The following is a 24,128-nucleotide window of genomic DNA, read 5'->3' as shown; positions in this document are numbered from 1 at the left end:
ACAAGGGAAAATTTCGTCCGGGGCGCCGAAACTTGCCGATCAGGGGGCAAGCTGGCCGCAAACGACGCGGTCGCGGCCATCGAGATCGGGCAGCACCTGCACCGCGCCCAGCCCGGCCTGTGCCATGAGCGCCGCCACCGCGGCGCCCTGGCTGGGGCCGATCTCGACCAGCAGCCATCCGCCGGGGGTCAGATGATCTGGCGCGCCGGCAGCGATGGCGCGATAGGCGCCCAGGCCGTCACCTTCGTCGGTCAACGCCTGGCGAGGTTCCCAGTCGCGCACCTCAGGCGCCAGCAGGGGCATCTCGTCGCGCGCGATATAGGGCGGATTCGACACGATCAGATCAAAGCGGCCCTGAACCTGTGCAAACCAGTCCGACAGGCGGAACTCGGCCGCGACGCCGATGCGGGCGGCATTGTCGCGCGCCACCTCCAGCGCAGCCGGGGAAAGATCGGTGCCCAGTCCGGCGACCCCCGGCCGTTCGGCCAGCAGCGAAATCAGGATCGCCCCGGTGCCGGTGCCCAGATCCAGCACGGACCGAAAGCACCGTTCAAGCGCCGCCTGCACCAGTGTTTCGGTTTCCGGGCGCGGGTCCAGCGTGTCGCCGGTCACGCGAAATTCGTGGCGCCAGAAGGCACGGCGACCCAGAATCTGGCTGACCGGCTGGCGGGCAGCGCGCGCAGCCACCGCCTGCTGAAAACGCCTTGCAGCCTGGTCCGGCAGCGGTTGCGACAGCGCCGTCGCCAGATGATGGCGGGGCACATCCAGCGCATGCGCCAACAACAGCCGCGCATCCTGGTCGGCATTGGCAACGCCCGCTGCCGCCAGACGCTCGCGGGCGGCGCGCAGGGCCTCGGCTGCGGTCATTCCTGTCCCTGCGCCGCCAGCCGCTCGGCCTGGTCATGGGCGACCAGGGCATCGACGATTTCGGACAGGTCGCCCTGCATGATGCGATCCAGCGCGTAAAGCGTCAGACCGATGCGGTGATCTGTCATCCGGCCCTGGGGAAAGTTGTAGGTGCGGATGCGTTCGCTGCGATCACCCGACCCCACCTGCGACTTGCGATCGGCGGCGCGTTCCGCATCGGCGCGGCTGCGTTCGATGTCATAAAGCCGCGCGCGCAGCACAGCCATGGCATTTGCCCGGTTCTGATGCTGGGATTTTTCCGAGCTGGTGACCACGATGCCGGTCGGCAGGTGGGTGATGCGCACCGCCGAATCGGTCGTATTCACATGCTGCCCCCCCGCGCCCGAGGCGCGCATGGTGTCGATGCGAATGTCGCTTGCCGGAATGTCGATATCGACCTCGGCCGCTTCGGGCAGGACGGCGACGGTGGCGGCGCTGGTGTGGATGCGACCGCCGGATTCGGTTTCGGGCACCCGCTGCACCCGATGCACGCCGGATTCGTATTTCATCCGCGCAAAGACGCCCTCGCCCTCGATCCGGGCCACCGCCTCGCGCACGCCGCCCAGGTCAGATTCCGCCAGTTCCAGCATCTGGAACTGCCAGCCCTGCGATTCGGCAAAGCGGCGATACATCGCCAGCAGATCGGCTGCGAACAGCGCCGCCTCTTCGCCGCCGGTGCCGGGACGAATTTCCAGGATCGCCGGGCGGGCATCGGCGGCATCGCGCGGCAAAAGCGCAATGCGCAAGGCATGTTCCAGCTCTGGCAACCGTGCGCGCAGACGCGACAGTTCATCCTCGGCCAGTTCCCGCATTTCGGGATCGGCCAGCATGGCCTGGGCCTCGCGGATGCCAGCCTGCGCCGCCTGCCATTCGCCGATCTGCGCCACCACCGGCTTCAGTTCGGCATATTCGCGGCTGATGGCGGCGATTTCATCCGGCGCCGGGCCGGCGTTCAGCCGCGCTTCGAGATATTCGAAGCGCTGAACGATCTGGGAAAGGCGATCCTGTGGCAACATGGGCCGGGAATTACCCGCTGGCCAGTGCCGGGGCAAGCCGCAACCGCCGCGGCGGCCGATCCCGGCTACTGCGCCTTGATCGCCTCGACCGAGATGTCGATTTCGATTTCGTCGCCCACGGCGGGGGCGAACTTGCCCAGATTGAACTCGGTTCGCCTGATCCTGGCTTCGGCATCAAAGCCGATCGCTTCCTTTTTCGTCATCGGATGCGGGCCGCGCTTGTTCAGATCGACCTCGAGCACGACGGTGCGGGTAACGCCGTTCAAGGTCAGTTCGCCCGTGACGCGGGCCTCGTCACCGCCGTCAGGCTCGACCCGCGTCGAGCGGAATTCGGCCACCGCCTGTGCCGGATCGGTGTCGAAGAAGTCGGGCCCGAACAGATGCTTGTCCAGTTCCGGTGACAGGGTTCTCAGGCCCGACAGCGGGATGGTCGCCTCGACAGTCGCGTTTTCCGGGGCCTCGGGATCGATGACCAGCCTGCCGGTGATGCCGGCGACAAAGCCGGTGCTGGTCGAAAAGCCCATGTGATTGTATCGGAACACCGCCTGGCTGTGGTCGGGGTCGAATTCATAGGTCTCGGGCGCGGCTTGGGCAAGGGTCGCGCCTGTCAGGACGAATCCGGCGGCGACAAGAAGCAATCGGGTCATCGGCGATCTCCGGTCTGGGGCCTGAACCGGGTTCTGAAGCCAGAGCCTGCGCAAATCAATCCGCACGGCCTGACAATCGCGTGTGGCGTGGCGGAAAGCCGCAAGGCCGGGGGATTCGCCTTGCAATCGTGGGCGCCGCCGATATAAGGGCGCATCCTTCCGCAAATGCGAAACCGGCGCAGCCTCTCGTGGCGGGGCGCGGAAGGTCTGGTCCCGCCGTTGAAATGCGCCCTGATACAAGGTGAAGACATGCCCCTGTACGAGCATGTGCTGATCGCCCGCCAGGACCTGTCGAACGCGCAGGCCGAAGGGCTGATCGAACATTTCTCGACCGTTCTGGCCGATAACGGCGGCAAGGTCGTGGACAACGAATACTGGGGTGTCCGCACCCTGGCCTACAAGATCAACAAGAACCGCAAGGGCCATTATGCCTTCCTGCGTTCGGATGCGCCTTCGGCCGCCGTGCAGGAAATGGAACGTCTGGCCCGCCTGCATGACGACGTGATGCGCGTGCTGACCGTCCGCGTGGACGAGCACAAGGAAGGCCCCTCGGTCCAGATGCAGAAACGCGACGACCGCGAGCGCGGCGAGCGTGGTGAGCGCAGCGAACGTGGCGGCGAGCGTGGCGAGCGCCGCGAGCGCCGCGAGCGCGAAGACCGGAACTAAGGGAAAGGAACCAGGATCATGGCGAACAAACCTTTCTTCCGCCGCCGCAAGGTCTGCCCGTTCTCGGGCGAGAACGCGCCCGCGATCGACTACAAGGACACCCGTCTGCTGCAGCGTTACATTTCGGAACGCGGCAAGATCGTGCCGTCGCGCATCACCGCCGTCTCGGCCAAGAAGCAGCGTGAGCTGGCCCGCGCGATCAAGCGCGCCCGCTTCCTCGCCCTGCTGCCCTATGCCGTGAAGTAAGGAGAGACCAAGATGCAAGTCATCCTGCTGGAACGCGTGGCCAAGCTGGGCCAGATGGGCGAAGTGGTCAAGGTCAAGGACGGCTTTGCCCGCAACTACCTGCTGCCGCAAGGCAAGGCGCTGCGCGCGTCCGAAGCCAACGTCAAGGCGTTTGAAGAGCGCAAGGCCGAACTGGCCGCCCGCAACGACGAAACCCGCGCCGAGGCGCAGAAGCTGGCCGAAAAGCTGGACGGCCAGTCTTTCGTCATCATCCGCTCGGCCTCGGATGCCGGCGCGCTTTACGGCTCGGTTACCCCGCGCGACGCCGCCGAAGCGGCGAATGCGGCCGGTTTCGCGGTCGAGCGCCGTCAGGTCGTGCTGACCGCGCCCATCAAGGAACTGGGTCTGCATGAGGTCCGCGTGCACCTGCACCCGGAAGTCGATGTGTCGATCAAGCTGAACGTCGCCCGTTCGCCCGAAGAGGCCGAACTGCAAGCGTCGGGCAAGTCGATCCAGCAACTGGCCGCCGAAGAAGAGGCCGCCGCCGAATTCGAGATCGCCGAACTTTTCGACGACATCGGTTCGGCCGGTCGCGACGACGACGAAGCCGGAAACTGACCCAGTCCGGAAATCGCCGGATCACAGAACGCGCCGTATTACGGCGCGTTTTTTCATGCGCCTGCGGCCGCAGCAGGAAGGCGGAACGGAACAATCGCCACGCCTGGAATGTTGAACGCCAGAAAGTCCATCACAAAGGATGCCAGGGATGCCCCAGGATCACGCCCCGCCGATTACGCATACCGAGGCCGATGAAACCAGCCATACCCGTTTTGGCCCCCGCCCGGTCCCCGAAGGCCACCGCCCGCATCGCGACCGTCCCGAGCCTCGTCGCATACCACCGCATGGCGACGTCTCGCCCGATGGCACAAGGCCCTGGCCGCGGCCTTCCAGGGGTGCGCGCTGGCTGGTCTGGGGCGGGACGGCCCTGATCGCCGCGACGCTGACCGCAGGTGTCGTGGTCGCTGGCAGACAGCTCATGCACGGCAGTGACAATGCGCGCAAGCCAGTTTCCCCGCCACGCCTGCCGCCGCCACCGCAGACCTATCGCGCGCAGGCGCAGCACCCCCATCGCGCGCAGGCGCACGACGCCCACAGAGAGCCCGTCGATGCACCCCCGCGCCCGCGCCGCAATTCCCGCCCCCCGCAGCGCCGTCAGAGCCTGATGCAGGAGGTGGAAGCCAATACCGCCAGCCTGTCGCAGGGCGTGGACAATGTCATGCGCAGCCTGTCCTCGGCCGTGAGCGGTTTCCGGGATGTTGCGGGCCAGGCTGCACATATCGTGCGCGAGTTCAGCGACGCCGCCGATCTGGTGCGGGGGATTCTGGCTGGGGGTGCGGCGGTCGCGGCCGCCACGCGCGCAGCCGCAAGTGCCAGCGCCGCGCCCAACGCCGCCTCGCCGAGCGGTGACCATCCCGACAACGCCCCCGCATCCCAGGGCCACGGTTCTGGTGCAGACAGGTCAGACAGTTCGCGGCTGCACCGGCTCTGAGGGTCGATCGCCGGTTATCATGGCTGAACATACAAAAGGGCCGCTGTTGCAGCGGCCCTTTGCGTGCAGGACAAATGGCAGCAGGGCTGGGGTCGGGATCAGACCTTGTCCAGCGCCTCGATGGCCTTTTCCAGCTCGTCCTTGGTGACGGTCTTATCCGATACCTTGGCGCCTTCGACGATGTGATCGATCACCTTGTCCTCGAAGATCGGGGCGCGCAGCTGCTGCTGAGCCTGCGGGTTCTTCTGCACGAACTCGAAGAAGGCCCGTTCCTGGCCCGGATACTGGCGAGCCTGGCGCAGCACCGCCTGGGTCATTTCCTGGTCGGTGACGGTGATTTCGGCCTTCTGACCGATTTCCGCCAGCAGCAGACCCAGACGCACCCGGCGCTCGGCCAGCTTCTTGTGCTCTTCGGTCGGCTCGATGGTGCCGTGATCGTGGCCGTGCTCGTCGGGATGCTCGTCGTGCCACAGCTGATGGGCAATCTGATGCGCCTCGGCCTCGACCAGGGATTCGGGCAGGTCGAAGCTGACCAGCGCGTCCAGCTTGTCCAGCAGCGCACGCTTCAGAACCTGACGGGCCGCCCCCTTGTATTCCATCTCGAGCCGGCCGCGGATCTGAGCCTTCAGCGCATCAAGATCCTCGGCACCATATTTCTTCGCCAGCTCGTCATCGACCTCGGCCGGTTTGGGAGCCTTGACCGCCTTGACGGTGGTCTCGAAAATGGCGTCCTTGCCGGCAAGGTGCTTGGCGCCGTATTCCTCGGGGAACTTGACCTCGACCTTGACCTCATCTCCGGCCTTGGCGCCGATCAGCTGATCCTCGAAGCCGGGGATGAAGCTGCCCGAACCCAGCACCAGCGGATAATCTTCGGCCGCGCCGCCCTCGAAGGCTTCGCCATCGACGAAGCCCTTGAAGTCGATCACCACCTGATCGCCTTCCTTGGCCTTGCTGCCTTTCTTGCGATCCTCGAAGGATTGGGCGTTCTTGGCCAGATCCTGCAGCGTCTCGTTCACCTGCTCATCGCTGGCCTCGACCACCAGCCGCTCGAGTTCGACGCCGGAAAGGTCGGTCTCGGGGATGTTGGGCAGTGCCTCATAGGCAACGGTGACCACGACATCGTCGCCTTCCTTCCAGCCTTCGCCGTTGACCATTTCGATCTTCGGCTGAACTGCGGGCCGGTCACCGGATTTTTCCAGATGATCGCGCAGCGCCTTGTCGATGGCTTCCTGCATGGCATCGCCCAGCACGCGCTGACCGAACTGCTTTTTCAGCAGCGCCATCGGCACCTTGCCCTTGCGGAACCCCTTCATCTCGATTTCGGGCTGGGCTTCCTTCAGCTTGGCATCCACCTGCGCCGCCAGATCGGCCGCCGGCAGGGTGAATTCATAGCCGCGCTTCAGCCCGTCGTTCTGGGTTTCCTTGACCTGCATTTCCGTTCCTTCATCCAACCGTGCGCGGAGAGAGGCGTCCCAGCCCCGGCGACCGATAGAAAACGTGTCCCGCGCCTGCGCGCGCCCCGCATGTTTCAGCGCGCTAGCTAGGGGATTTCGCCGGCCATAGCAAGGACGAAGGCGGGTTTTGGCCGCTTGCGTCCATGGATTCGATGCCCCGCAGCAATCTGCGGACCGCATTTGCGGCCAGATCCGGCCGCAGATCAACCGCAAAGCGATGCAGACATCCGGAAATGACAATAATAGTGAATTATTTTCTGATATTTACGCGGAATATGGTCATCACTTCATACCTAACTTATCGACATGTTTTCATTGCCCGCGTGTGCAGGCATACAGGCAGCAAGTGGTAAGCGGTTCGTGGTTCTGATTTTTAAGCGGTTCCAGGTTTGCATGGTATCTGACGACCGGGCAGTCACCATCTCTGGGTGACTGTCCGGTTGTATTTTTTCGCCGCAGCGAATTGCCAGTCACTGGAAACCAGCCCCGCAACCGGGCGGAAACGCCAAGCCCAGCAAAGGCCGCCCCTGTCGAGGACCGGCGCAGGCCGTGCCGGACTGTGTCAGTCAGCCCTGACGGGCGCGCACCACCTGCAACAGCGGCATCACATCGGACATGTCGGGACCGTGGGCCTGACCGGTCAGCGCCTTGCGCAGCGGCATGAACAGCGCCTTGCCCTTGCGCCCGGTCGCCTCCTTCACCGCATTGGTAAAGCGCGACCAGCTGTCGTCGTCATAGGGCGGGGGCGGCAGCAATGTCATCGCCTGGGCGATGAAATCGGCGTCCTCGGGGTCGATCTGGGGCTCGGCCCCTTTGGAAAAGATTTCCCACCAGCCGGCCAGATCGTCCAGCCGGGTGATGTTCTGGGACGCGACGCGCCAGAAGCGTGCGGCCAGCGCATCCGGCACACCCAGCGCCGCGATGCGATCACGCACCGCATCGAATGGGCGCGACTGGTTGGCCTCGCGCGTCAGCGGCCATAGATCCTCGGCATCGAACTTCGTGGGCGAGGCGCCGAATTGCCCGACATCGAACCCTGCGGCCAGTTCGTCCAGCGTCATGCGCAACTCGACCGGCTGCGACGAGCCCAGGCGCGCCATCAGCGACAACAGCGCCTCGGGCGCGACGCCGCTTTCGCGCAGATCCTTGATCGAAAGCGTGCCCAGACGCTTGGACAGTTCCTCGCCCTGGGCGCCGGTCAGCAGGCTGTGATGCGCAAAGCGCGGCGGCTGCGCCCCCAGGGCGCCGATGATCTGAATCTGGGTTGCGGTATTGGTCACATGATCGGCACCGCGCACGATGTCGGTGACCCCCATGTCGGCATCATCGACCGAGCTGGCAAAGGTATAAAGCACCTGCCCATCGGCCCGGATCAGCACCGGGTCCGACACGCTGGCCGCATCGATCGAGATGTCGCCCAGAATGCCGTCGGTCCATTCGATGCGCTGCTGATCCAGCAGGAACCGCCAGTAGCCTTCGCGGCCCTCGGCCCGCAGGCGGGCCTTGTCGTCCTCGGACAGGGCCAGCCCGGCGCGGTCATAGACCGGCGGCTTGCCCATGTTCAGCTGCTTCTTGCGTTTCAGGTCCAGTTCGACCGGGGTTTCGAAAACTTCGTAAAGCCGCCCCGCCGCGCGCAAGCCCTCGGCCGCTTCGGCATAGCGGTCCAGCCGGTCCGACTGGCGTTCGATCCGGTCCCAGGTCAGCCCCAGCCATTCCAGATCGCGCTGGATGCCGTCGGCATATTCCTGTTTCGACCTTTCGCGGTCGGTGTCATCCAGCCGCAGGATGAAGGTGCCGCCGGCCTTGCGCGCGATCAGATAGTTCATCAGCGCGGTGCGCAGGTTGCCAACGTGAATATGGCCGGTGGGCGAAGGGGCAAAGCGGGTGGTGGTCATGGGCGGTCTCCTGTCCGCTTCGCTCTTTCACATGCTGCGGTTTTTGTCCATATCGGGGCAAAGCCCCAAGGTGAGCAAGCGATGCTGGACTGGAAAGACGCCGAAGCCCCCGATGCCGCCCAGATCGAAGCCATGGCCCGCGAAGCGATTGCCGCGCTGCCGCCCGAGTTCGCCGGCCCTGCCGCCCAGGTGATCCTGCGCGTCGAGGATTTCGCCAGCGAGGAGTTTCTGGACGAATTGCAGATCGACGACCCGCTTGAGCTGACAGGGCTATACGACGGCATCCCGCTGACCGAGAAAAGCACCAGCGAACCGCAGCATTTTCCCGACACGGTCTGGCTGTTCCGCCGCGCGATCCTGGACGAATGGGCCAGCCGCGGCGACGTGACGCTGGGGGCGCTGGTGGCGCATGTGGTGGTGCATGAATTCGCCCACCACTTCGGCTGGTCCGACGAGGACATCGCCGCAATCGACCGCTGGTGGGAATGATGACCCAGGCGCCGGTGCTGACCATCACCCTGAACCCGGCGCTGGACATGACGACCGCAGTCGACCGGGTGCTGCCGGAAATCAAGCTGCGCTGCGCCCAGCCGCGTTTCGATCCCGGCGGTGGCGGCATCAATGTCAGCCGCGCCATCCGGATCATGGGCGGGCACAGCACCGCGCTGGTGGCGCTGGGGGGTAGCACCGGGCAGCGCATCGCCCGGATGCTGGAACAGGACGGCATCCACATCCGCAGCCTGCCCGCGCCGGGCGAGACGCGCCAATCGGTGACCGTGGACGACCAGACCCTGCGCCAGCAGTTCCGTTTCGTCATGCCGGGGCCGGAATGGGCTGCGGGGGATATTGCGGCCGCGCTGGACCTGGCACATTCCTGCGCCGCGCCCGACGGGCTGGTGGTGCTGTCGGGCTCGAACCCGCCGGGGGTTCCGCCCGGTTTTGCCGACGATCTTGCCCGCAGGTTGCAGGGCAGCGGCGCGCGGCTGGTGGTCGATACCTCGGGCGCGGCGCTGGCCCAGGTCGCCGCCGGTCGGGATCGCCGCGTGGACATCCTGCGCATGGACGATGTCGAGGCCGAGGCACTGGCCGGCCGCCCCCTGCCCTATCGCGCCGATACCGCGCGCTTTGCCGTCGGCCTGGTCGAGCGCGGCGCGGCGCGCGCGGTCATCGTCGCCCGCGGCCGCGACGGCAACATCATCGCCTGTGACGACGGCATCTGGCACGCAGAGGCAGCGCGCGTGCCCATTGCCAGCAAGGTGGGCGCCGGCGACAGCTTTCTGGCAGGGTTCACCCTTGGGCAGGCCCGCGGATACAGCATGCCCGATTCCCTCGGGCTGGCCGCCGCCGCGGCATCGGCCACGGTGCAGACGCCGGCAACTGAACTGTGCCGGGCCGAAGATGTCGAACGCCTGTTTGCGGCCCGCGTCGTCAGCGAAATTCGCCCCTGAATCAGCCGCGCCCATCCATGCGGACGAAATCCAGCACGCTGCCCTGACCCGGCTGCACCTCGGACCACTGGTCGGCCTGAAAATCCACCACCAGCGTGGCGGCTGTCGGGTATCGACGGAATTCCGGGTCCATTGGCGGACGCGCGGGAAGCATCGCGGCAAATTCGGCGATCCCGGGATTGTGGCCGATCATCATGACCGTGGGCGCTGTCGCCGTGTGCAGCAGCGCCAGCATCCTTTCGGGGCTGGCATGATACAACCCCGCCTCGAAACGCAGCAAGGGCCGAACCTCCAACGGAGCCATCGCGACCTTGGCCCAGGTCTCGCGCGTGCGCTCGGCGGTCGAACACAGGACTTCCTCGGGCTCGTAACCACGGCTGGCCAGCCAGTCGCCCAGTTCGCGCGCCGACCTGCGGCCACGATCGTTCAACGGGCGGTCGTGGTCCGGCTGCGTCGGATCATCCCACGAGGATTTGGCGTGACGGGTCAGGATCAGGCGGCAGTGTCCGACAGGAGTCATCGAATAGCCTTTCGGGCCAGACGGTTAAGATTGCAGCGTGGCCGAGCCTGCCACAGCTTCACCGGGCGCCGCAAGCGTCCTTTTGTCCGATGGGCCGCGGGGCTTACAGCGGGCTGCCGCCCTGGCGCAGCCCCCGGGGCTTGACCCTGGGTTCGGTCGAGCGGATCAGCGAGCCGGCACCATGTTCGGTGAACAGTTCCAGCAGGCAGGCATTCGGCACCCGTCCATCCAGGATCACCACCGCGCGCACGCCCTCTTCAAGTGCCTTCAGGGCGGTTTCGGTCTTGGGGATCATACCACCGGCAATGGTGCCGTCGGCGATCATCGCCCGCACCTGATCGGGGTGCATCTGGGTCAGCACCTCGCCCGAGGCATCCTTGACCCCCGCGACATCGGTCAGCAACAGCAGCCGGTCGGCCTGCAACGCCCCGGCAATGGCGCCTGCGGCAGTGTCGCCGTTGACGTTGAAGGTCTCGTTATCCTCCATCCCGGTGGCGACGGGGGCGATCACCGGGATCAATCCCGCGTTGTAGAGATCGCGGATGATCTGCACGTTCATTTCCACAGGCCGGCCCACATAGCCCAGTTCGGGATCGTCGGGTTCGCAAACCATCAGGTCGTCATCCTTGCCCGAAATGCCGACCGCCCGGCCGCCAGCATCATTGATTGCCTGCACGATGCGCTTGTTGACCAGACCCGACAGCACCATCTCTACCACCTGCACGGTTTCGCGGGTGGTCACACGCTTGCCGCGCACGAAATGGCTTTCGATGCCCAGCCTGGCCAGCAGATCGTTGATCATCGGGCCGCCGCCGTGGCAGATCACCGGGTGGATGCCGACCTGTTTCATCAGCACGATGTCGCGGGCGAACTCGGCCATCGCCGCATCATCGCCCATGGCGTTGCCACCGAACTTGACCACGACAACGGCGCCGGAATAGCGCTGCATGTAGGGCAATGCCTCGGAAAGGGTGCGCGCGGTCGCGATCCAGTCACGGTTCATCTTCTGCTTTCTCATCATGGGGCCCCTGTTCATCGCGCCAGACCCTAGGGCGCATGGCGCGGTCAGTCCAGCCCGGCGATGATCGCGCGCAGCGTGGCGATGCCATGCCCCTTGTCGGAACTGGTCACCACAAGTTCGGGATAGGCGGCGGGATGCTGCTGAAGCGATTCCTGCACCTGCGCGATGGTCGCCGCCAGGCTTTGGCCGCCCACCTTGTCGGCCTTGGTCAGCACCACCTGGAACGGCACTGCAGAGCGATCCAGCAGCGTCATGATCTGATGGTCGACATCCTTGATGCCATGGCGCGAATCGATCAGCGCAAAGGCCCGGCGCAAGGTTGGCCGACCGGCCAGATAACTTTTCAGCAGCGCCTGCCACTTTGCCACCACGGCAACCGGCGCCTTGGCAAACCCATACCCCGGCAGATCGACCAGATAGGCGCGCTCGCCCAGCGCAAAATAGTTGATCTCTTGCGTGCGCCCGGGGGTATTCGAGGCCCGCGCCAGTCCCTTGCGCCCGGTCAGGGCGTTGATAAGGCTTGATTTTCCGACATTCGAACGACCGGCAAAGCAGACTTCGGGCCGATCGGCCGCGGGCAAGCCGTCCATGGACACCACACCCTTGACGAAATCGACCGGGCCGGCGAACAGCTGGCGCGCGGCCTCGGCCGTCTCGGGGTCGGGGTCTGCTGCCGGGGGGAAGGCGACCTTCATGCGCGCACCTCGTCGTTCAGGGCGATTTCGCCGCCGCTTGCCACCTCGGCATAGATGCCGAAATCGCTGTTGCCGTAAAGCCGCTGCAATGCTTCGGGCATGTCCAGATCGATCGTGCCGGTGGCCGGATCGGCGCTGGTGGCCGCGCAGCGGCCGATGGTCTGGGTGACGCGCAGTTCGACCTCACCGATGCGCAGGATCTGCCCCGGCAGGCCCCGTTCTGCCCAGGGCGCCCAGCCCTCGACCCACAGATTGCCACGCCAACGTTCGATGCCCAGCGGCCGGCCCATCTGCGATTCCAGCGCCCGCAGGCTGTCGAGCGACAGGATCGAGATCCACGGCCAGCGCACATCGGTGAATGCCGTCGGTGCCCGCACGATCCGGCTGGGCGCCGGCTTGTCTTGCGGCCACATCTGCGCCAGCCAGTCGACCAGCCGTTCGCCCTGGGTCTGGGGATCGGCGCTGATGGGCGGATGATCGGGATGGCGCAACTGCAATGCGCCATCGCGCCAGCCGCCTTGCACCGCCTGCAGTGAAGCAGAGGCCGCACCACGCAGGAAACATCCCTTGGGCAGCCAGCGATCCGGGGCGCCCGGCCCGACGTGGGCCTCGCCCGCCTCGGTCAGCACAGCCCATTCCCGATCCCCCGGCAGCGGCCGCGCCGGGTGCAGCCCGACGCGGTCAAGATCCTCGCCCCCCGCAGACTTGATCGGGTGGCGGCGGATGCGGGCAATACGGGCGATCATTTGCCGCCCTTGCCCGCACCCTTTCTGGCCGGCAGGCTGGCACGAATGTTGCCGAACAGATCGGGCCGGTGACCGTGCATCGACATGATGGTGTATTGCTGGATGATGGTGATGGTGTTGTTGGTGATCCAGTAAAGCACCAGCCCCGAGGCAAAACCGCCCAGCATGAACATGAAGATCCACGGCATCCAGGCAAAGATCATCTTCTGCGCCGGATCGGCGGGGGCCGGATTAAGCTTCTGCTGCATCCACATCGAGATGCCCAGCACAATCGCCAGCACCGGCAGCGTGAAGCTGTGCAGGAAGGTGCCTTGCCCCGGCGCGGCCCAGGGCAGCAGGCCGAACAGGTTCCAAAGGCTGGTCGGATCGGGCGCGGCAAGGTCGCGAATCCAGCCGATCCAGGGCGCGTGGCGCAATTCGATGGTCACGAAGATGACCTTGTAAAGCGCAAAGAAGATCGGGATCTGCAGCAGCACCGGCAGACAGCCGGCAGCCGGATTTACCTTTTCGCGCTTGTAAAGTTCCATCACCTCTTTCTGGAACTTCATGCGATCATCGCCGGTGCGCTCCTTGATCGCCTCCATCTCGGGCTGAAGTTCCTTCATCTTGGCCATCGAGACATAGGATTTGCGCGCCAGCGGGAACACCAGCAGCTTCAGCACGAAGGTCAAGGCGATGATCGCCCAGCCCATGTTCCCGATCATGCCATGCAGCCAGTGCAGCAGGCGGAAGATCGGCTTGGTCAGGAAATAGAACCAGCCCCAGTCGATCGAATCGACAAAGCGATCGATCCCGGGGTTTTCCTGATAGCCATTGATGACCTCCCACACCTTGGCGCCGGCAAACAGATAGCTGGCGCTGCTGGCGGTGGCACCAGGCGCCACCGTCTGCATCGGCAATCTGGTTTCGGCCTGGTAGATGTCGGCACCCGGGGCATAACGCACCACGGCGGTAAAGGGCGAGCCCGGCGCCGGCGCCAGTGTCGTCATCCAGTATTTGTCGGTAAAGCCCAGCCAGCCATTCGCCGTGACGTCGATGACCTTTGCGGGGCCCTCGCCCGCAACCACGTCGAGGTCGACCAGATTCTTGTATTTTTCCTCGAGCAGCTTGCCATCGGTCATGCCGACGACGCCCTCATGCAGCACGAAGAAGTTCTGCGTGTCCGGGCGGCCATGCCGGGCAAGGATGCCGTAAGGTGCGGCGGAAAAAGGGGTTGTCGCGGTATTTTCCAGCGTCTGGGTGACGGTGAACAGGAACTTGTCGTCCAGTTCATAGGTGCGGCGAAAAATCTGGCCGGCACCATTGTCCCAGCGCAGGGTTACCGGCTGGCCCGGTGCCAGCACATCACCCGATTCCACCTGCCACACGGTCGCCGGGCCAGGCACCAGCGCCGGGTCGGTGCCCGCCGCGGGGGTCCAGCCATAGACCGCGTAATAGGGTTTCTGGACGGTGACCGTCAGGTCGCCGCCGGGCGCCACCGGGCTGCCTTCGGCCTTGATCGCGGTTTGCGCCGTCGGCGTCAGCAGACGCACATAGGGCGAATTGGGATCCAAGGTCTCGTGATAACCCGTCAGTTCCAGATCATCGATGCGACCACCGGCAAGCGAGATCGAGCCCGCCAGCGAGGGCGAGGCGATCTTGACCCGGCCGGCGCTGGCTGACGGGTCCGCGTTGGCGGCACCCTGGTCAGGCGCCTGCGTCACCGCGCCGGGGACAGGACTGTCGGCAGATACCGGAGGCGCGGCGGGCGACCCGGTCTGAGGTTGGCCCTGGGCAACTTGCGCCGGTTCCTGCGCCGGTGGCACCGGCTCAGGGGCAAAGAAGATCGACCAGACCAGCATGACGAGGGCCGAAAGCACCATCGCCAGGATGAGGTTGCGGTTGTTGTCTTGCATTCCGGACAGCCCTTCGTCGTCACCCAACCTGTAGGTTCGGGCCGCTTCAACAGAAGCGACCGGCAAAGGTCAAGGGAATTTGCCCGCAATCCGCGAAGAAGCCGTGAGCCGACCGGTTCAGCGATCAACATTGCCATGGTTTCGCCCTGCAAATCGGGCACCGGTCAGGCGCGGCGTCGCAATTCGTAAGGCTGCGGCAGCTGCGCGGCATGAGCCCGCAGATGCTCAGCCACCCGTTCGGCAGCCAGGACCGGGCCAATCGCAGGCCCTTGCACCGCGCTGAACCCGATCTGGGTCAGGAAGGCGCATTCCTCGCGGGTTGCCACGCCATCGGCAATTGTTGCCAGCCGCAGATGCTCGGCCAGTGCCAGAACCGCCAGGATCATACGCTGCTGATCCGCACGGCGATCACATTCGGCAACGAATTCGCGGCCGATGCGGACCCGGGCGATGCCATGACGCCGCAACCCGGCCAGCCCTGCCCCACCCGCGCCGAAATTGCCCAGAGCCAGACGGCAGCCCGCCGCAGCCAGGCGATGCAGATTGCTGGCGGCCACGCTGTCGGATGTCAGGCGCGCCATCGGCTCGGACAGTTCCAGTTCCAGATGTCGGGGAAGCAGATCCTGACGGTCGATTTCCCACAGCAAGGTATCTGCAAGTTCCGGTGCGTCCAGATCGGATTGCGTCAGCGGCCATGTCAGGCCCGTCAAGCTCGGGCAGATCGCCAACCAGCCGCGCAGATCGGAAAGCGCCTGACGCAGATCGGCATCCATTGGGCCTAGGGCCGCGGTGTCCCCGACGCAGATCCCCTGGTCCGTCCATCCCCCGCGATGCACATAAAGCGAAATCAGCGCCCCCGTATCGCTGCATATCTGCGGCTGGTAGCCGAGCCTGGTCGGACGCATCGTCGAAACCGGCAAGACCTCTGCCGAGGCTTGCGTCAGGTCGAGCCAGATCCAGCCATGACCGTCCCGCCCCGCGTCCGTCAGATAGGCACGCCCCCTTTCCAGACCTGTCGTCGGGCCCCGCCCGGCCGGATCGTGGATCAGCATACCTCGCCATTCAGGCAGCAGATGCCCCACGCCCGGATCAAGCGGCCGGCGACAGGCCTCGCGCAGACGATCCAGCAGCACCGACGACTTCTGGCCCGCAGCGCATCGAAGGGCGCCACCGATTTCGGCCATGCCTGGCGGGCGCGGCTGCGGCAGAAGGTGCAAATCGGCCACAAGCCGCAAGGTCAGACGATCCAGCATCCGTTCGACCTGCTCGGACCCCAGGTCGGCCCGCAAGTCATCGGCATTTTCAAGCCTGACCAGAAGGCTGAGTGTGTCCGGACAGCCCCCGGTCCCGAAAACATCGGCCCACCACCGCGCCAACCCTGCGAATCCGATCGCCATTGCCAGACCTGCATTCCATTTCAGTCAGGGCAGTCTAGGCGCAGAAGTCTTTGCGTTCGGTTAATGTTCGCGCAGCCGCGGAGGCCCTATTTCGCTAAAATCCGAGCTACCCGGTGCCAAGGCGCCAAAGTCGAACAGCCTCGGGTCCGGCAGGTGCGACGGGCGCACATTGGTCAGCGCCCGGAACATCACCTGCCGTCGGCCGGGGCTGCGGCTTTCCCATTCGTCCAGCAGCTTCTTGACCTGCATGCGCTGCAAGCCCTCCTGGCTGCCGCAGAGGTCGCAGGGGATGACGGGATAATTCATCGCCCGGGCGAAGCGGTCGCAGTCGGCCTCGGCCACGAAGGCCAGCGGCCGCAGCACGTTCAGATCGCCATCCTCGTTCAGCAGCTTGGGCGGCATCGCCGCCAGGCGGCCGCCGTGGAACAGGTTCATGAAGAATGTTTCCAGGATGTCGTCGCGATGATGGCCCAGCACCACCGCCTGACAGCCCTCCTCCCGGGCAATGCGATAGAGGTTGCCGCGCCGCAACCGCGAACACAACGCGCAATAGGTGCGGCCCGCCGGCACCTTTTCCTTCACGATGGAATAGGTGTCCTGATATTCGATGCGATGCGGCACGCCGCGATCGGTCAGGAATTCCGGCAACACCGTGGCCGGAAAGCCGGGCTGGCCCTGATCGAGGTTGCACGCCAGCAGATCCACCGGCAGCAACCCGCGCCATTTCAGTTCATGCAGCACCGCCAGCAGGGTATAGCTGTCCTTGCCGCCCGACAGACAGACCAGCCAGCGATCGCCGGGTCGGATCATGTCATAGGTTTCGATGGCGGCGCGGGTTTCGCGCACCAGACGCTTGCGCAGCTTGCGAAACTCGGTCGAGCTGGGTGCGCCACGAAACAGGGGGTGAATTTCGCCCCCCAGGTCCAGATCATCGTCGTGGTCGCAGCTTTCGTCGCGCATTGGCCTATCCTTGCTGCATGCAAGCAGCGCTAATCGTTCCCCGGTGGCGCCTGATCGGGCGTCCCGGTTCCCGGCACCGGGTCAAAGCCGGATCCGCCCCAAGGGTGGCAGCGACAGACCCGACGCAGCGTCAGCCAGCCCCCCTTACAGCCGCCATGTCGCGCCAGCGCCTCGAGCGCATAGGCTGAACAGGTCGGTTGAAACCGGCAGCCGTGTCCGACCCAGGGACTGGCCACCAGCCGGTAGGCACGCACAGGGATCGACATCACCCAGGCCAGCGGGGTCATTTGTCGTGGACCCGCAGCAAGGCCTGGCGCAGTTCGCCAACCATCAGGGCAAAATCGCGCTGCACCGTGGTTTCGGGCCGCCCGACCATCACATAGTCCCACCCGGCCCGCGCCGCGCCTGGCATCACTTCGCGGGCCAAGGCGCGCAGGCGGCGCTTTGCCCGGTTACGAATGACGGCATTGCCCAGCTTTTTCGAGCAGGTAAAACCTACGCGCACCGGCGCCTCGGCCGGTTCGGCAGCCTCTCGGCACCGCGCCTGCAACAGGAAACCGGGTGTGCCCTGACGTCGGGCATTGGCCGCACGCAGAAAATCGGCCCGCTTGCGCAGCACTGCCACGGCCGGCCTTTGAATGGCACAAGCCGCCCCTGCGGACGATTCCGATGGGTCGGATCGGCCAGCGGCGGCGGCTTCTGCGGAATGCGTCATCGCGGCGATGCGCCCGCGCCTTGCGGCGGCAGGCTTACGCGCTCAGAACCTTGCGGCCCTTGGCACGGCGCGCGTTCAGCACGCGGCGACCGCCCTTGGTCGCCATGCGCGCACGAAAGCCGTGACGGCGGGCGCGAACCAGGTTCGACGGCTGGTAGGTGCGTTTCGACATCTTTCAACTCCGGGTCAGGGCGGGCCAGGGTATGGGCAGACAGCCCACGCAAGACGCGCCGGTCATTCGAGGCCCGGTGCTTAGTCGCAGCCGCGCATCAAGTCAACCACCCTGCACCCGTTTTCGCCGCAAGTTGCAAGGCGACGATCACCACGGGAACCGCGATGCGGTCACGCAGGTTTGAACTGCGCTGCAGGCGCGCTTATGTGAAGGCAGATGCCCAAGACGAAGGGGAATTGCAGAGCTCGACATGTCCCTCAATACCCTTTCCGGTCGCTTTGCCCTGCTGACGGGCCTGTTCGTGCTGCTGGCCGAATTGCTGATCCTGTTGCCTTCCATTTCAAATTACCGGCTGGATTTCCTCGAATCCCGGCTCGAGCGCGCACAGATCGCAAGCCTTGCGCTGCTGGCGACGGACGAATCGATCGCCTCGGACCTCGAGGCGGAGCTGCTGGAAAACGCCGGCGTGTTCAACGTGGTGCTGCGCCGCAACGACGTGCGGCAACTGGTCCTGTCCTCGCCCATTCCGGGACCGATCGCTGCCACCTTCGATCTGCGCGACCAACCGTTCTGGACCTCGATCGGCGATGCACTGGCACAGCTGCTGGACCGGCAGAACCGGGTGATCCGCGTGATCGGTGCTCCGGTCAATCAGGCCGGCCAACTGATCGAGATCACCACCGATACCCAGCAGCTGCGCAACGAGATGATCGACTATGGCGCGCGACTGCTGCTGATTTCGGCGGCGTTCTCGGTGCTGACAGCCTTGCTGCTGAACATCGCCGCCCAACGCCTGCTGCTGGTCCCGATCCGGCGGGTGATCAGCCACATGACCGCCTATGCCAATGCCCCCGAGGACGCACGCGCCATCATTACCCCCACCGCACGCCTGGCCGAGCTGCACGAGGCCGAAACCGCGCTTGCCGCCATGCAGCGCACGGTGACATCGGCGCTGAAGCAGAAGGCGCGGCTGGCGCAGCTGGGTCAGGCGGTGGCGCGCATCAGCCACGACCTGCGCAACATCCTGACCACGGCCCAGATCTTTGCCGACCGTCTGGAAACCAGTGCCGACCCGGCGGTGCGGCGGGCGGCACCCAAGCTGGTCAATTCGATCAGCCGGGCGGTCAACCTGTGCGAAACCACGCTGGCCTTCGGCAAGGCCGAGGAGCCCGCCCCCTCGCTGTCGCGCTTCAACCTGTCGGCGCTGGTCGCCGAGGTGACCGAGGGCGAATCGATGGCTGCAGACCGGGCGGATGGCGCCGAGCCCATCGAATTCCTGACCGACATCCCCCCCAGCCTGTCGGTTCGCGCCGACCGTGACCAGCTGTTTCGGGTATTGTCCAATCTGGTGCGCAATGCCCGTCAGGCCATCGAGGCCACCCGCCAGCCCGGAACCATCGAGATCGGCGCCGGCGAGGATGAGGCCGAATGGTGGATCCGCATCGGCGACACCGGCCCCGGCCTGCCGCAAAAGGCGCGCGATTTCCTGTTCCAGCCGTTTTCCGGTGGCAGCCGCAAGGGGGGGACCGGCCTGGGGCTGGCGATCGCGGCCGATCTGGTGCGCAACCATGGCGGTCGGCTGGAGCTGCTGCGAAGCGATCAGGACGGGACCGAATTCATGCTGCATCTGCCCCGCGAACTGTCGTCAGCCATATCACGCAGCGAAACCGCACAGGCCCAGGCTTGATTTTCTGCGATCTCCCCACTTGGGACGAGGGGCCAAAAAAGATCGCGCGAGACGCATTTTTGGCCTTGCACCCCCCGGCCGCTGTCTCTAGATAACCGCCTCACAGCGGACCCGTAGCTCAGCTGGATAGAGCACCAGACTACGAATCTGGGGGTCGGGCGTTCGAATCGCTCCGGGTCCGCCATTTTTCCAGATATCAGTTTTGCTTGTGACCCAGGCGCGGCCTGGGAGAGGTTGGGCGTTTTCGCGTGCAATCATCTGCCGCAGCGCCAAGCCGCAGCGGTCGGGCTCAGGCGGGTTGGCGGGCCAGCCATTCGGTGATCGGCCGACGCAGGTTGGTATCGCCCGCGGCGCAGGCCGCGTCTATGACTCTGCGCAGTTCGACCAGATCGATTCGGCGGATCAGATGCTTGACCGGCCCGATCGAGGCGGGACGCATCGACAGGCGGCGAAACCCCAGCGCGGCAAAAGTCGCCGCCTCGATCGGACGGCCGGCATCCTCGCCACAGAAGGACAGCGGCACGCGCGCCTCGTCGCAACGCCGCACGATCTGTGCCAGCAGCGATATGAACGATGTGTTGAGCGTATCATAGCGCCGGCGCACGCGTTCGTTTTCGCGGTCAGCCGCAAAGAAGAACTGCTTGAGATCATTGCCGCCGACCGAGATGAAATCGCACATCTGGAAGAATTTCGTCGGCGCGAAGGCCAGCGAGGGCGTCTCCAGCATGGCGCCGACGCGGATGTCCGACGGCATCGGATGACCCAGGCGCTGCTCCCGGGCCAGCTGCTCCATCAGCAGCCGGCGAGCCTCTTCGAACTCTTCCATTTCGGTGACAAACGGAAACATGACGAACAATGGCCGGCCCACCGCTGCGCGGATCAGGGCCTGCAACTGCATGCGCAGCACGCCGCGCTTGTCCAGCCCCACCCGGATCGCGCGCCAACCCATGGCCGGATTCGGCTCGTCCTGCGGCTTCATGTAGGGCAGCACCTTGTCCGAGCCGATGTCGAGGGTGCGAAACATCACCGGCCGACCGCGCGCACTGTCCAGAACGCGACTGTATTGCGCAGCCAGTTCACCACGTCGCGGCACGCGCGTGCGGGTCAGGAACTGCAATTCGGTGCGAAACAGACCGACCCCCTCGGCGCCCGAACTTTCAAGGCTGGGCAGGTCGGCCATCAGACCGGCGTTCATGTAAAGCTGGATGGTGGTGCCGCAGCGGGCGGTTGCCGGCTGGTCGCGCAGACCGGCATAGCGCTTTTGGGCCTCGGCCTGCATCGCGATCTTGTCGCGGAAGGCGTTGATGATCGTTTCCTCGGGACGCAGATGCACGGTTCCGGCATCACCATCGACCAGGATCGGATCGCCGTTCAGCGCCTCGGAGGTGATGCGTTCGGCATGTATGACCAGGGGAATTGCCAGCGCCCGGGCGACGATCGCGGCATGGCTGCCGACGGAACCTTCCTCGAGCACGACCCCCTTCAGACGCCGGCCGTATTCCAGCAATTCGGCCGGGCCGATATTGCGGGCCACCAGGATCGGATTGTCGGGCATCTCTGCCCCCGTATCACGCCCCTGCCCCGTCAGGATACGCAGCAGCCGGTGGGCAAGATCATCCAGGTCGTGCAGACGGTCGCGCAGATAGGGGTCGGCGGCGCTTTCCAGGCGGGCGCGCGCGTGGCTCTGTTCCTTTTCGACCGCGGCCTCGGCCGACAGGCCCAGATCGATCGCCTCTTCCATGCGACGCAGCCAACTGCGCGAATGGGCGAACATGCGGTAGGTTTCCATCACCTCGGCACTATCGCCCTTGCCCATGTCGGCATCCGCAAGCATCGAATCGACCGTGCTGCGCAGCATCGCGACGGCCTCGTTCAGCCGCGCCTTTTCCTTGAGCGGATCATCCGCGACAGGGTTTGCGACGACCACCCGCGGCTCATGCAGCCAGACCCGACCTTCGGCTGTTCCCTCCTGGCCGATGCCGCCGCGAAACATCACCGGGAAACGGTGCGCGGGGGGCATGCTGTCGGCCTGAGTGCCCAGAAAGGCGCCAAGTTCGGCCATTTCGGCCAGAACCATCGCCACCACCTCCAGCCCGTAGACATCATCTTCAGAGAACTGGCGGGCTTCGCGCGATTGCACGACCAGAACCCCCAGCCGTTCACCCACCCGCTGGATCGGAACCCCCAGAAAGCTGGAATAAACTTCTTCGCCGGTTTCGGGCATGTAGCGAAAGCCGGGCTCTGCCGGGGCATTGGCGGTGTTCACGTGTCGGCCCGTGCGCGCCACGCGACCCACCAGCCCCTCGCCCAGGCGCAGGCGGGTCTTGTGCACCGATTCGGGCTTCAACCCCTCGGTCGCACACAGCTCAAGCGTATCGGCGTCGCGGAACAGATAGATCGAGCAGACCTCGGTCCCCATCGAATCGGCGATATGATGGGTAATCTGATCCAGCCGGTGCTGGCCGCTGCCGGGCGCGGCAAGAGTATCGCGCAGTCGCTTCAGCAACTTGCGAGAATCGCTTTCCTTGCGCTCCGGCATGATCCTCCCGGTTCAGGCGTTCGACCCGCGTTCAGGCCTTCTCAAGATCAAAGGCATCATGCAGCGCCTGAACGGCAAGTTCCATATATTTGCGGTCAATCAGCACCGAAATCTTGATCTCGCTGGTCGAGATCACCTTGATGTTGATGTTTTCATCAGCCAGTGCCTTGAACATGCGCGCGGCAACGCCGGCGTGGCTGCGCATGCCGATGCCGACCACGGACACCTTGCAGACCTCGGTATCGACCACCAGGTCGTCATAGGCGATCTGGCCCGCGGCCTTTGCGTCCTCCATCGCCTTCTTGGCGCGGGCAACCTGGTTGACCGGGCAGGAAAAGGTCATGTCGGTGACAGCACCGGGATGATCCTCGTAATCCTTTTCGGAAATGTTCTGGACGATCATGTCCACATTGACACCGGCATCGGCCAGGGGGGCAAAGATCGCGGCCGAGATCCCGGGCCGGTCTTCGACGGTGACCAGCGTGATCTTGGCTTCCTCGCGCGAAAAGGCGACGCCGCTGACGACTTTCGATTCCATGATTTCACCCTCATCGCAGACCAGAGTGCCGCTGGTCTCATCGGTATCCTCGAACGAGGACAGCACCCGCAGGCGGACATTGTAGCGCATCGCCAGCTCGACCGAGCGCGTTTGCAGAACCTTGGCGCCCAGACTGGCCAGTTCCAGCATTTCCTCGAAGGCGATCTTGTCAAGCTTGCGCGCTTTCGAGGTGATGCGCGGGTCGGTGGTATAGACCCCGTCGACATCGGTATAGATGTCGCAGCGCTCTGCGCCGAAGGCGGCGGCGAAGGCCACCGCGGTGGTGTCCGATCCCCCGCGCCCCAGGGTTGTGATGCGGTTGTCCGAACCCAACCCCTGGAAGCCGGCGACCACCGCCACCCGCATCCCTTCGGCGAATTTCTGATCGATATTGTGACGCGGGATCGACACGAAGCGCGCGGCGGAATGCTGCGAAGTGGTATTGATCGGCACCTGCCAGCCCTGCCAGCTGCGCGCAGGCACACCAAGTTCCTGAAGCGTCAGCGCCATCAACCCGGCGGTCACGTTTTCGCCCGAAGCAACCACGGCATCGTATTCGCGCGCATCGAACAGGGGCGAGGTCGCCTCGACCCAGCCGACCAGTTCGTTGGTCTTTCCCGACATGGCGCTGACAATGACGATGACGTCATAGCCACGCTCGACCTCGCGCTGAACCTTCAGCGCGGCGTTCTTGATGCGGTCCAGGTCGGCCACCGAAGTGCCGCCGAATTTCATCACCAGAAGCGGCATTCCCTTGCCCCCAGCATCACCAGTTTTCCGGGCGCGTTCTAGGGGTGGGGCGCGGAAAGAACAAGGCCCGGCGTGCGAGCCTGTTCCTGTCGTCGGGGATTATTTCGCGCCGCGACGCCACAGCGTCTTGCCGCCGGCCGCCCGCTGGCCCAGACAGGGGAAATGAAGGCGACACATGACGCAACCACATTCACCCTGACCGGCAAGGTCTGGTCGGCGACCTACCCGCTGGAAGAACTGCCCAGGTGGCTGGCCTTTTACCGAAGCCGACGCCAGCGCTGCCCGCGGGCAGGCAGCAGTTACGATGCCACATTGGCAGCACTTGAGGCACTGGCGCAGGAACTGGCCGCGCGCCAGCGAGACCGTTAGGCGCCGTTCAGGTCGCGCCATCGGTTGTGAATGTTTTCGCAATGCGCGGTTTCTGAAAAAGCGCGGTCCATCAGCGAAAGGAACGCGCTGCGCCAGATAGAGGGCGGCTGACGATAGACGCGCGAACACAGCGGCTCGCTTGCCTGCCCGCCCAGGGCGCGATTTATGCCAACTGAAACACCCCACCATGCACTCATGGCAACCCCACAAAATCGCTAAGAGCCTGCACAAAATACCGAGTCGGCCGCAAAAATCCGGTCGGCCCTGACCCGATTGAACCGTGAGACAGGGGCTCACGTCACGCTGGCTTTTTGGGCA

The 24,128-nt window shown here is 65.1% G+C and carries 25 protein-coding genes and 1 tRNA gene; 9 read left to right on the top strand and 17 right to left on the bottom strand.

Annotation, left to right across the window (positions count from 1 at the left end; translation table 11 throughout):
- Positions 1-39 precede the first annotated feature (39 nt).
- The 3 genes from prmC to GB880_RS07255 form a co-directional block, all read right to left on the bottom strand.
- The gene (prmC, locus tag GB880_RS07265) at positions 40-867 is read right to left on the bottom strand and encodes a peptide chain release factor N(5)-glutamine methyltransferase (protein ID WP_154492117.1); all 828 of its coding nucleotides are present in this window, start codon (positions 865-867) and stop codon (positions 40-42) included.
- The gene (gene prfA / locus GB880_RS07260) at positions 864-1,922 is read right to left on the bottom strand and encodes a peptide chain release factor 1 (protein WP_154492120.1); all 1,059 of its coding nucleotides are present in this window, start codon (positions 1,920-1,922) and stop codon (positions 864-866) included. The genes prmC and prfA overlap by 4 nt, the downstream gene beginning before the upstream one ends.
- A 65-nt stretch (positions 1,923-1,987) precedes the next feature.
- Positions 1,988-2,569, bottom strand: a complete 582-nt coding sequence (locus GB880_RS07255; RefSeq protein ID WP_154492123.1) for a YceI family protein — start codon at positions 2,567-2,569, stop codon at positions 1,988-1,990.
- Positions 2,570-2,818: 249 nt separating this feature from the next.
- On the opposite strand from GB880_RS07255, the gene rpsF reads away from it, so the two are divergent.
- From rpsF to GB880_RS07235, 4 genes are all read left to right on the top strand, one after another.
- Complete coding sequence (rpsF, locus tag GB880_RS07250) at positions 2,819-3,235, top strand: 30S ribosomal protein S6 (RefSeq protein ID WP_154492126.1); 417 nt, start codon at positions 2,819-2,821, stop codon at positions 3,233-3,235.
- A gap of 18 nt (positions 3,236-3,253) precedes the next feature.
- Positions 3,254-3,481 carry a 30S ribosomal protein S18 gene (gene rpsR / locus GB880_RS07245; RefSeq protein WP_020949472.1) on the top strand — a complete coding sequence of 76 codons (228 nt, stop codon included), beginning with the start codon at positions 3,254-3,256 and terminating at the stop codon, positions 3,479-3,481.
- A 12-nt stretch (positions 3,482-3,493) separates the two neighbouring features.
- On the top strand, positions 3,494-4,078 hold the full coding sequence (gene rplI, locus GB880_RS07240) for a 50S ribosomal protein L9 (RefSeq protein WP_154492129.1): 585 nt from the start codon (positions 3,494-3,496) through the stop codon (positions 4,076-4,078).
- 148 nt (positions 4,079-4,226) lie between these two features.
- Complete coding sequence (locus tag GB880_RS07235) at positions 4,227-5,009, top strand: hypothetical protein (protein WP_154492132.1); 783 nt, start codon at positions 4,227-4,229, stop codon at positions 5,007-5,009.
- A gap of 98 nt (positions 5,010-5,107) precedes the next feature.
- Here the strand turns inward: GB880_RS07235 and tig are convergent, their stop codons facing one another.
- Positions 5,108-6,442 carry a trigger factor gene (tig, locus tag GB880_RS07230; RefSeq protein ID WP_154492135.1) on the bottom strand — a complete coding sequence of 445 codons (1,335 nt, stop codon included), beginning with the start codon at positions 6,440-6,442 and terminating at the stop codon, positions 5,108-5,110.
- A gap of 587 nt (positions 6,443-7,029) precedes the next feature.
- Complete coding sequence (gene gltX, locus GB880_RS07225) at positions 7,030-8,358, bottom strand: glutamate--tRNA ligase (RefSeq protein WP_154492138.1); 1,329 nt, start codon at positions 8,356-8,358, stop codon at positions 7,030-7,032.
- Between the two features lie 81 nt (positions 8,359-8,439).
- Here gltX and GB880_RS07220 point away from each other — a divergent pair, with 81 nt between their 5' ends.
- Together GB880_RS07220 and GB880_RS07215 are read left to right on the top strand one after the other, a co-directional pair.
- The gene (locus GB880_RS07220; RefSeq protein ID WP_154492141.1) at positions 8,440-8,847 is read left to right on the top strand and encodes a metallopeptidase family protein; all 408 of its coding nucleotides are present in this window, start codon (positions 8,440-8,442) and stop codon (positions 8,845-8,847) included.
- The gene (locus GB880_RS07215; protein ID WP_263467375.1) at positions 8,847-9,806 is read left to right on the top strand and encodes a 1-phosphofructokinase family hexose kinase; all 960 of its coding nucleotides are present in this window, start codon (positions 8,847-8,849) and stop codon (positions 9,804-9,806) included. Before GB880_RS07220 ends, GB880_RS07215 begins: the two co-directional genes overlap by 1 nt.
- 1 nt (position 9,807) lies before the next feature.
- On the opposite strand, the gene GB880_RS07210 is transcribed toward GB880_RS07215, so the two are convergent.
- The 10 genes from GB880_RS07210 to rpmH all read right to left on the bottom strand — a co-directional run bounded on the left by GB880_RS07210 (position 9,808) and on the right by rpmH (position 17,927).
- Positions 9,808-10,326 (bottom strand): SixA phosphatase family protein, encoded by a 519-nt coding sequence (locus GB880_RS07210; RefSeq protein ID WP_154492144.1) that lies wholly within the window; start codon positions 10,324-10,326, stop codon positions 9,808-9,810.
- Between the two features lie 103 nt (positions 10,327-10,429).
- The gene (gene argB, locus GB880_RS07205; RefSeq protein WP_154492198.1) at positions 10,430-11,329 is read right to left on the bottom strand and encodes an acetylglutamate kinase; all 900 of its coding nucleotides are present in this window, start codon (positions 11,327-11,329) and stop codon (positions 10,430-10,432) included.
- 62 nt (positions 11,330-11,391) lie between these two features.
- A complete protein-coding gene (yihA, locus tag GB880_RS07200; protein WP_263467003.1) occupies positions 11,392-12,042 on the bottom strand; it encodes a ribosome biogenesis GTP-binding protein YihA/YsxC in 651 nt (216 codons plus the stop codon).
- Positions 12,039-12,788 carry an MOSC domain-containing protein gene (locus tag GB880_RS07195; RefSeq protein ID WP_154492150.1) on the bottom strand — a complete coding sequence of 250 codons (750 nt, stop codon included), beginning with the start codon at positions 12,786-12,788 and terminating at the stop codon, positions 12,039-12,041. Before GB880_RS07195 ends, yihA begins: the two co-directional genes overlap by 4 nt.
- Entirely contained in the window at positions 12,785-14,683 is a 1,899-nt protein-coding gene (gene yidC, locus GB880_RS07190) for a membrane protein insertase YidC (protein WP_154492153.1), read from the bottom strand. The genes GB880_RS07195 and yidC overlap by 4 nt, the downstream gene beginning before the upstream one ends.
- 164 nt (positions 14,684-14,847) lie before the next feature.
- Positions 14,848-16,080, bottom strand: coding sequence for an EAL domain-containing protein (locus GB880_RS07185; protein WP_154492156.1), 1,233 nt, complete (start codon positions 16,078-16,080; stop codon positions 14,848-14,850).
- Positions 16,081-16,140: 60 nt separating this feature from the next.
- Positions 16,141-17,040 (bottom strand): tRNA 2-thiocytidine(32) synthetase TtcA, encoded by a 900-nt coding sequence (gene ttcA / locus GB880_RS07180; RefSeq protein WP_154492159.1) that lies wholly within the window; start codon positions 17,038-17,040, stop codon positions 16,141-16,143.
- 29 nt (positions 17,041-17,069) lie between these two features.
- Positions 17,070-17,327, bottom strand: a complete 258-nt coding sequence (gene yidD / locus GB880_RS07175; RefSeq protein ID WP_154492162.1) for a membrane protein insertion efficiency factor YidD — start codon at positions 17,325-17,327, stop codon at positions 17,070-17,072.
- A complete protein-coding gene (gene rnpA, locus GB880_RS07170; RefSeq protein WP_154492165.1) occupies positions 17,324-17,755 on the bottom strand; it encodes a ribonuclease P protein component in 432 nt (143 codons plus the stop codon). Before rnpA ends, yidD begins: the two co-directional genes overlap by 4 nt.
- 34 nt (positions 17,756-17,789) lie before the next feature.
- Complete coding sequence (gene rpmH / locus GB880_RS07165; protein WP_154492168.1) at positions 17,790-17,927, bottom strand: 50S ribosomal protein L34; 138 nt, start codon at positions 17,925-17,927, stop codon at positions 17,790-17,792.
- 250 nt (positions 17,928-18,177) lie between these two features.
- On the opposite strand from rpmH, the gene GB880_RS07160 reads away from it, so the two are divergent.
- Together GB880_RS07160 and GB880_RS07155 are read left to right on the top strand one after the other, a co-directional pair.
- Complete coding sequence (locus GB880_RS07160) at positions 18,178-19,614, top strand: sensor histidine kinase (protein WP_154550551.1); 1,437 nt, start codon at positions 18,178-18,180, stop codon at positions 19,612-19,614.
- Between the two features lie 107 nt (positions 19,615-19,721).
- Positions 19,722-19,798 (top strand) — tRNA-Arg (locus GB880_RS07155).
- A gap of 105 nt (positions 19,799-19,903) precedes the next feature.
- On the opposite strand, the gene ptsP is transcribed toward GB880_RS07155, so the two are convergent.
- The gene (ptsP, locus tag GB880_RS07150; protein ID WP_154492171.1) at positions 19,904-22,153 is read right to left on the bottom strand and encodes a phosphoenolpyruvate--protein phosphotransferase; all 2,250 of its coding nucleotides are present in this window, start codon (positions 22,151-22,153) and stop codon (positions 19,904-19,906) included.
- 31 nt (positions 22,154-22,184) lie between these two features.
- Positions 22,185-23,441 (bottom strand): aspartate kinase, encoded by a 1,257-nt coding sequence (locus GB880_RS07145; RefSeq protein WP_154492174.1) that lies wholly within the window; start codon positions 23,439-23,441, stop codon positions 22,185-22,187.
- Between the two features lie 162 nt (positions 23,442-23,603).
- Between GB880_RS07145 and GB880_RS07140 the strand changes: the two genes are divergently transcribed.
- On the top strand, positions 23,604-23,810 hold the full coding sequence (locus GB880_RS07140) for a hypothetical protein (RefSeq protein WP_154492177.1): 207 nt from the start codon (positions 23,604-23,606) through the stop codon (positions 23,808-23,810).
- The last annotated feature ends 318 nt before the right edge of the window (positions 23,811-24,128 follow it).

It is taken from the genome of Paracoccus sp. SMMA_5_TC (assembly GCF_009696685.2).
In the GTDB taxonomy this organism is placed as follows: Bacteria; Pseudomonadota; Alphaproteobacteria; order Rhodobacterales; family Rhodobacteraceae; genus Paracoccus.
The sequence above is the reverse complement of the archived record's forward strand: the minus strand, read 5'-3'. Positions and strand labels throughout refer to the sequence as shown.

What these genes read in the sequence shown, in the direction of transcription:
- ttcA (WP_154492159.1), bottom strand. Translation starts at nt 17,040, where the DNA reads ATGCGCGACGAAAGCTGCGACCACGACGATGATCTGGACCTGGGGGGC.
- GB880_RS07220 (WP_154492141.1), top strand. Translation starts at nt 8,440, where the DNA reads ATGCTGGACTGGAAAGACGCCGAAGCCCCCGATGCCGCCCAGATCGAA.
- GB880_RS07195 (WP_154492150.1), bottom strand. Translation starts at nt 12,788, where the DNA reads ATGATCGCCCGTATTGCCCGCATCCGCCGCCACCCGATCAAGTCTGCG.
- prmC (WP_154492117.1), bottom strand. Translation starts at nt 867, where the DNA reads ATGACCGCAGCCGAGGCCCTGCGCGCCGCCCGCGAGCGTCTGGCGGCA.
- prfA (WP_154492120.1), bottom strand. Translation starts at nt 1,922, where the DNA reads ATGTTGCCACAGGATCGCCTTTCCCAGATCGTTCAGCGCTTCGAATAT.
- rplI (WP_154492129.1), top strand. Translation starts at nt 3,494, where the DNA reads ATGCAAGTCATCCTGCTGGAACGCGTGGCCAAGCTGGGCCAGATGGGC.
- tig (WP_154492135.1), bottom strand. Translation starts at nt 6,442, where the DNA reads ATGCAGGTCAAGGAAACCCAGAACGACGGGCTGAAGCGCGGCTATGAA.
- rpsR (WP_020949472.1), top strand. Translation starts at nt 3,254, where the DNA reads ATGGCGAACAAACCTTTCTTCCGCCGCCGCAAGGTCTGCCCGTTCTCG.
- GB880_RS07145 (WP_154492174.1), bottom strand. Translation starts at nt 23,441, where the DNA reads ATGCCGCTTCTGGTGATGAAATTCGGCGGCACTTCGGTGGCCGACCTG.
- rpmH (WP_154492168.1), bottom strand. Translation starts at nt 17,927, where the DNA reads ATGTCGAAACGCACCTACCAGCCGTCGAACCTGGTTCGCGCCCGCCGT.
- rnpA (WP_154492165.1), bottom strand. Translation starts at nt 17,755, where the DNA reads ATGACGCATTCCGCAGAAGCCGCCGCCGCTGGCCGATCCGACCCATCG.
- GB880_RS07215 (WP_263467375.1), top strand. Translation starts at nt 8,847, where the DNA reads ATGACCCAGGCGCCGGTGCTGACCATCACCCTGAACCCGGCGCTGGAC.
- ptsP (WP_154492171.1), bottom strand. Translation starts at nt 22,153, where the DNA reads ATGCCGGAGCGCAAGGAAAGCGATTCTCGCAAGTTGCTGAAGCGACTG.
- yidD (WP_154492162.1), bottom strand. Translation starts at nt 17,327, where the DNA reads ATGACCCCGCTGGCCTGGGTGATGTCGATCCCTGTGCGTGCCTACCGG.
- yihA (WP_263467003.1), bottom strand. Translation starts at nt 12,042, where the DNA reads ATGAAGGTCGCCTTCCCCCCGGCAGCAGACCCCGACCCCGAGACGGCC.
- GB880_RS07185 (WP_154492156.1), bottom strand. Translation starts at nt 16,080, where the DNA reads ATGGCGATCGGATTCGCAGGGTTGGCGCGGTGGTGGGCCGATGTTTTC.
- GB880_RS07160 (WP_154550551.1), top strand. Translation starts at nt 18,178, where the DNA reads ATGTCCCTCAATACCCTTTCCGGTCGCTTTGCCCTGCTGACGGGCCTG.
- yidC (WP_154492153.1), bottom strand. Translation starts at nt 14,683, where the DNA reads ATGCAAGACAACAACCGCAACCTCATCCTGGCGATGGTGCTTTCGGCC.
- GB880_RS07235 (WP_154492132.1), top strand. Translation starts at nt 4,227, where the DNA reads ATGCCCCAGGATCACGCCCCGCCGATTACGCATACCGAGGCCGATGAA.
- gltX (WP_154492138.1), bottom strand. Translation starts at nt 8,358, where the DNA reads ATGACCACCACCCGCTTTGCCCCTTCGCCCACCGGCCATATTCACGTT.
- GB880_RS07255 (WP_154492123.1), bottom strand. Translation starts at nt 2,569, where the DNA reads ATGACCCGATTGCTTCTTGTCGCCGCCGGATTCGTCCTGACAGGCGCG.
- rpsF (WP_154492126.1), top strand. Translation starts at nt 2,819, where the DNA reads ATGCCCCTGTACGAGCATGTGCTGATCGCCCGCCAGGACCTGTCGAAC.
- argB (WP_154492198.1), bottom strand. Translation starts at nt 11,329, where the DNA reads ATGAACCGTGACTGGATCGCGACCGCGCGCACCCTTTCCGAGGCATTG.
- GB880_RS07140 (WP_154492177.1), top strand. Translation starts at nt 23,604, where the DNA reads ATGAAGGCGACACATGACGCAACCACATTCACCCTGACCGGCAAGGTC.
- GB880_RS07210 (WP_154492144.1), bottom strand. Translation starts at nt 10,326, where the DNA reads ATGACTCCTGTCGGACACTGCCGCCTGATCCTGACCCGTCACGCCAAA.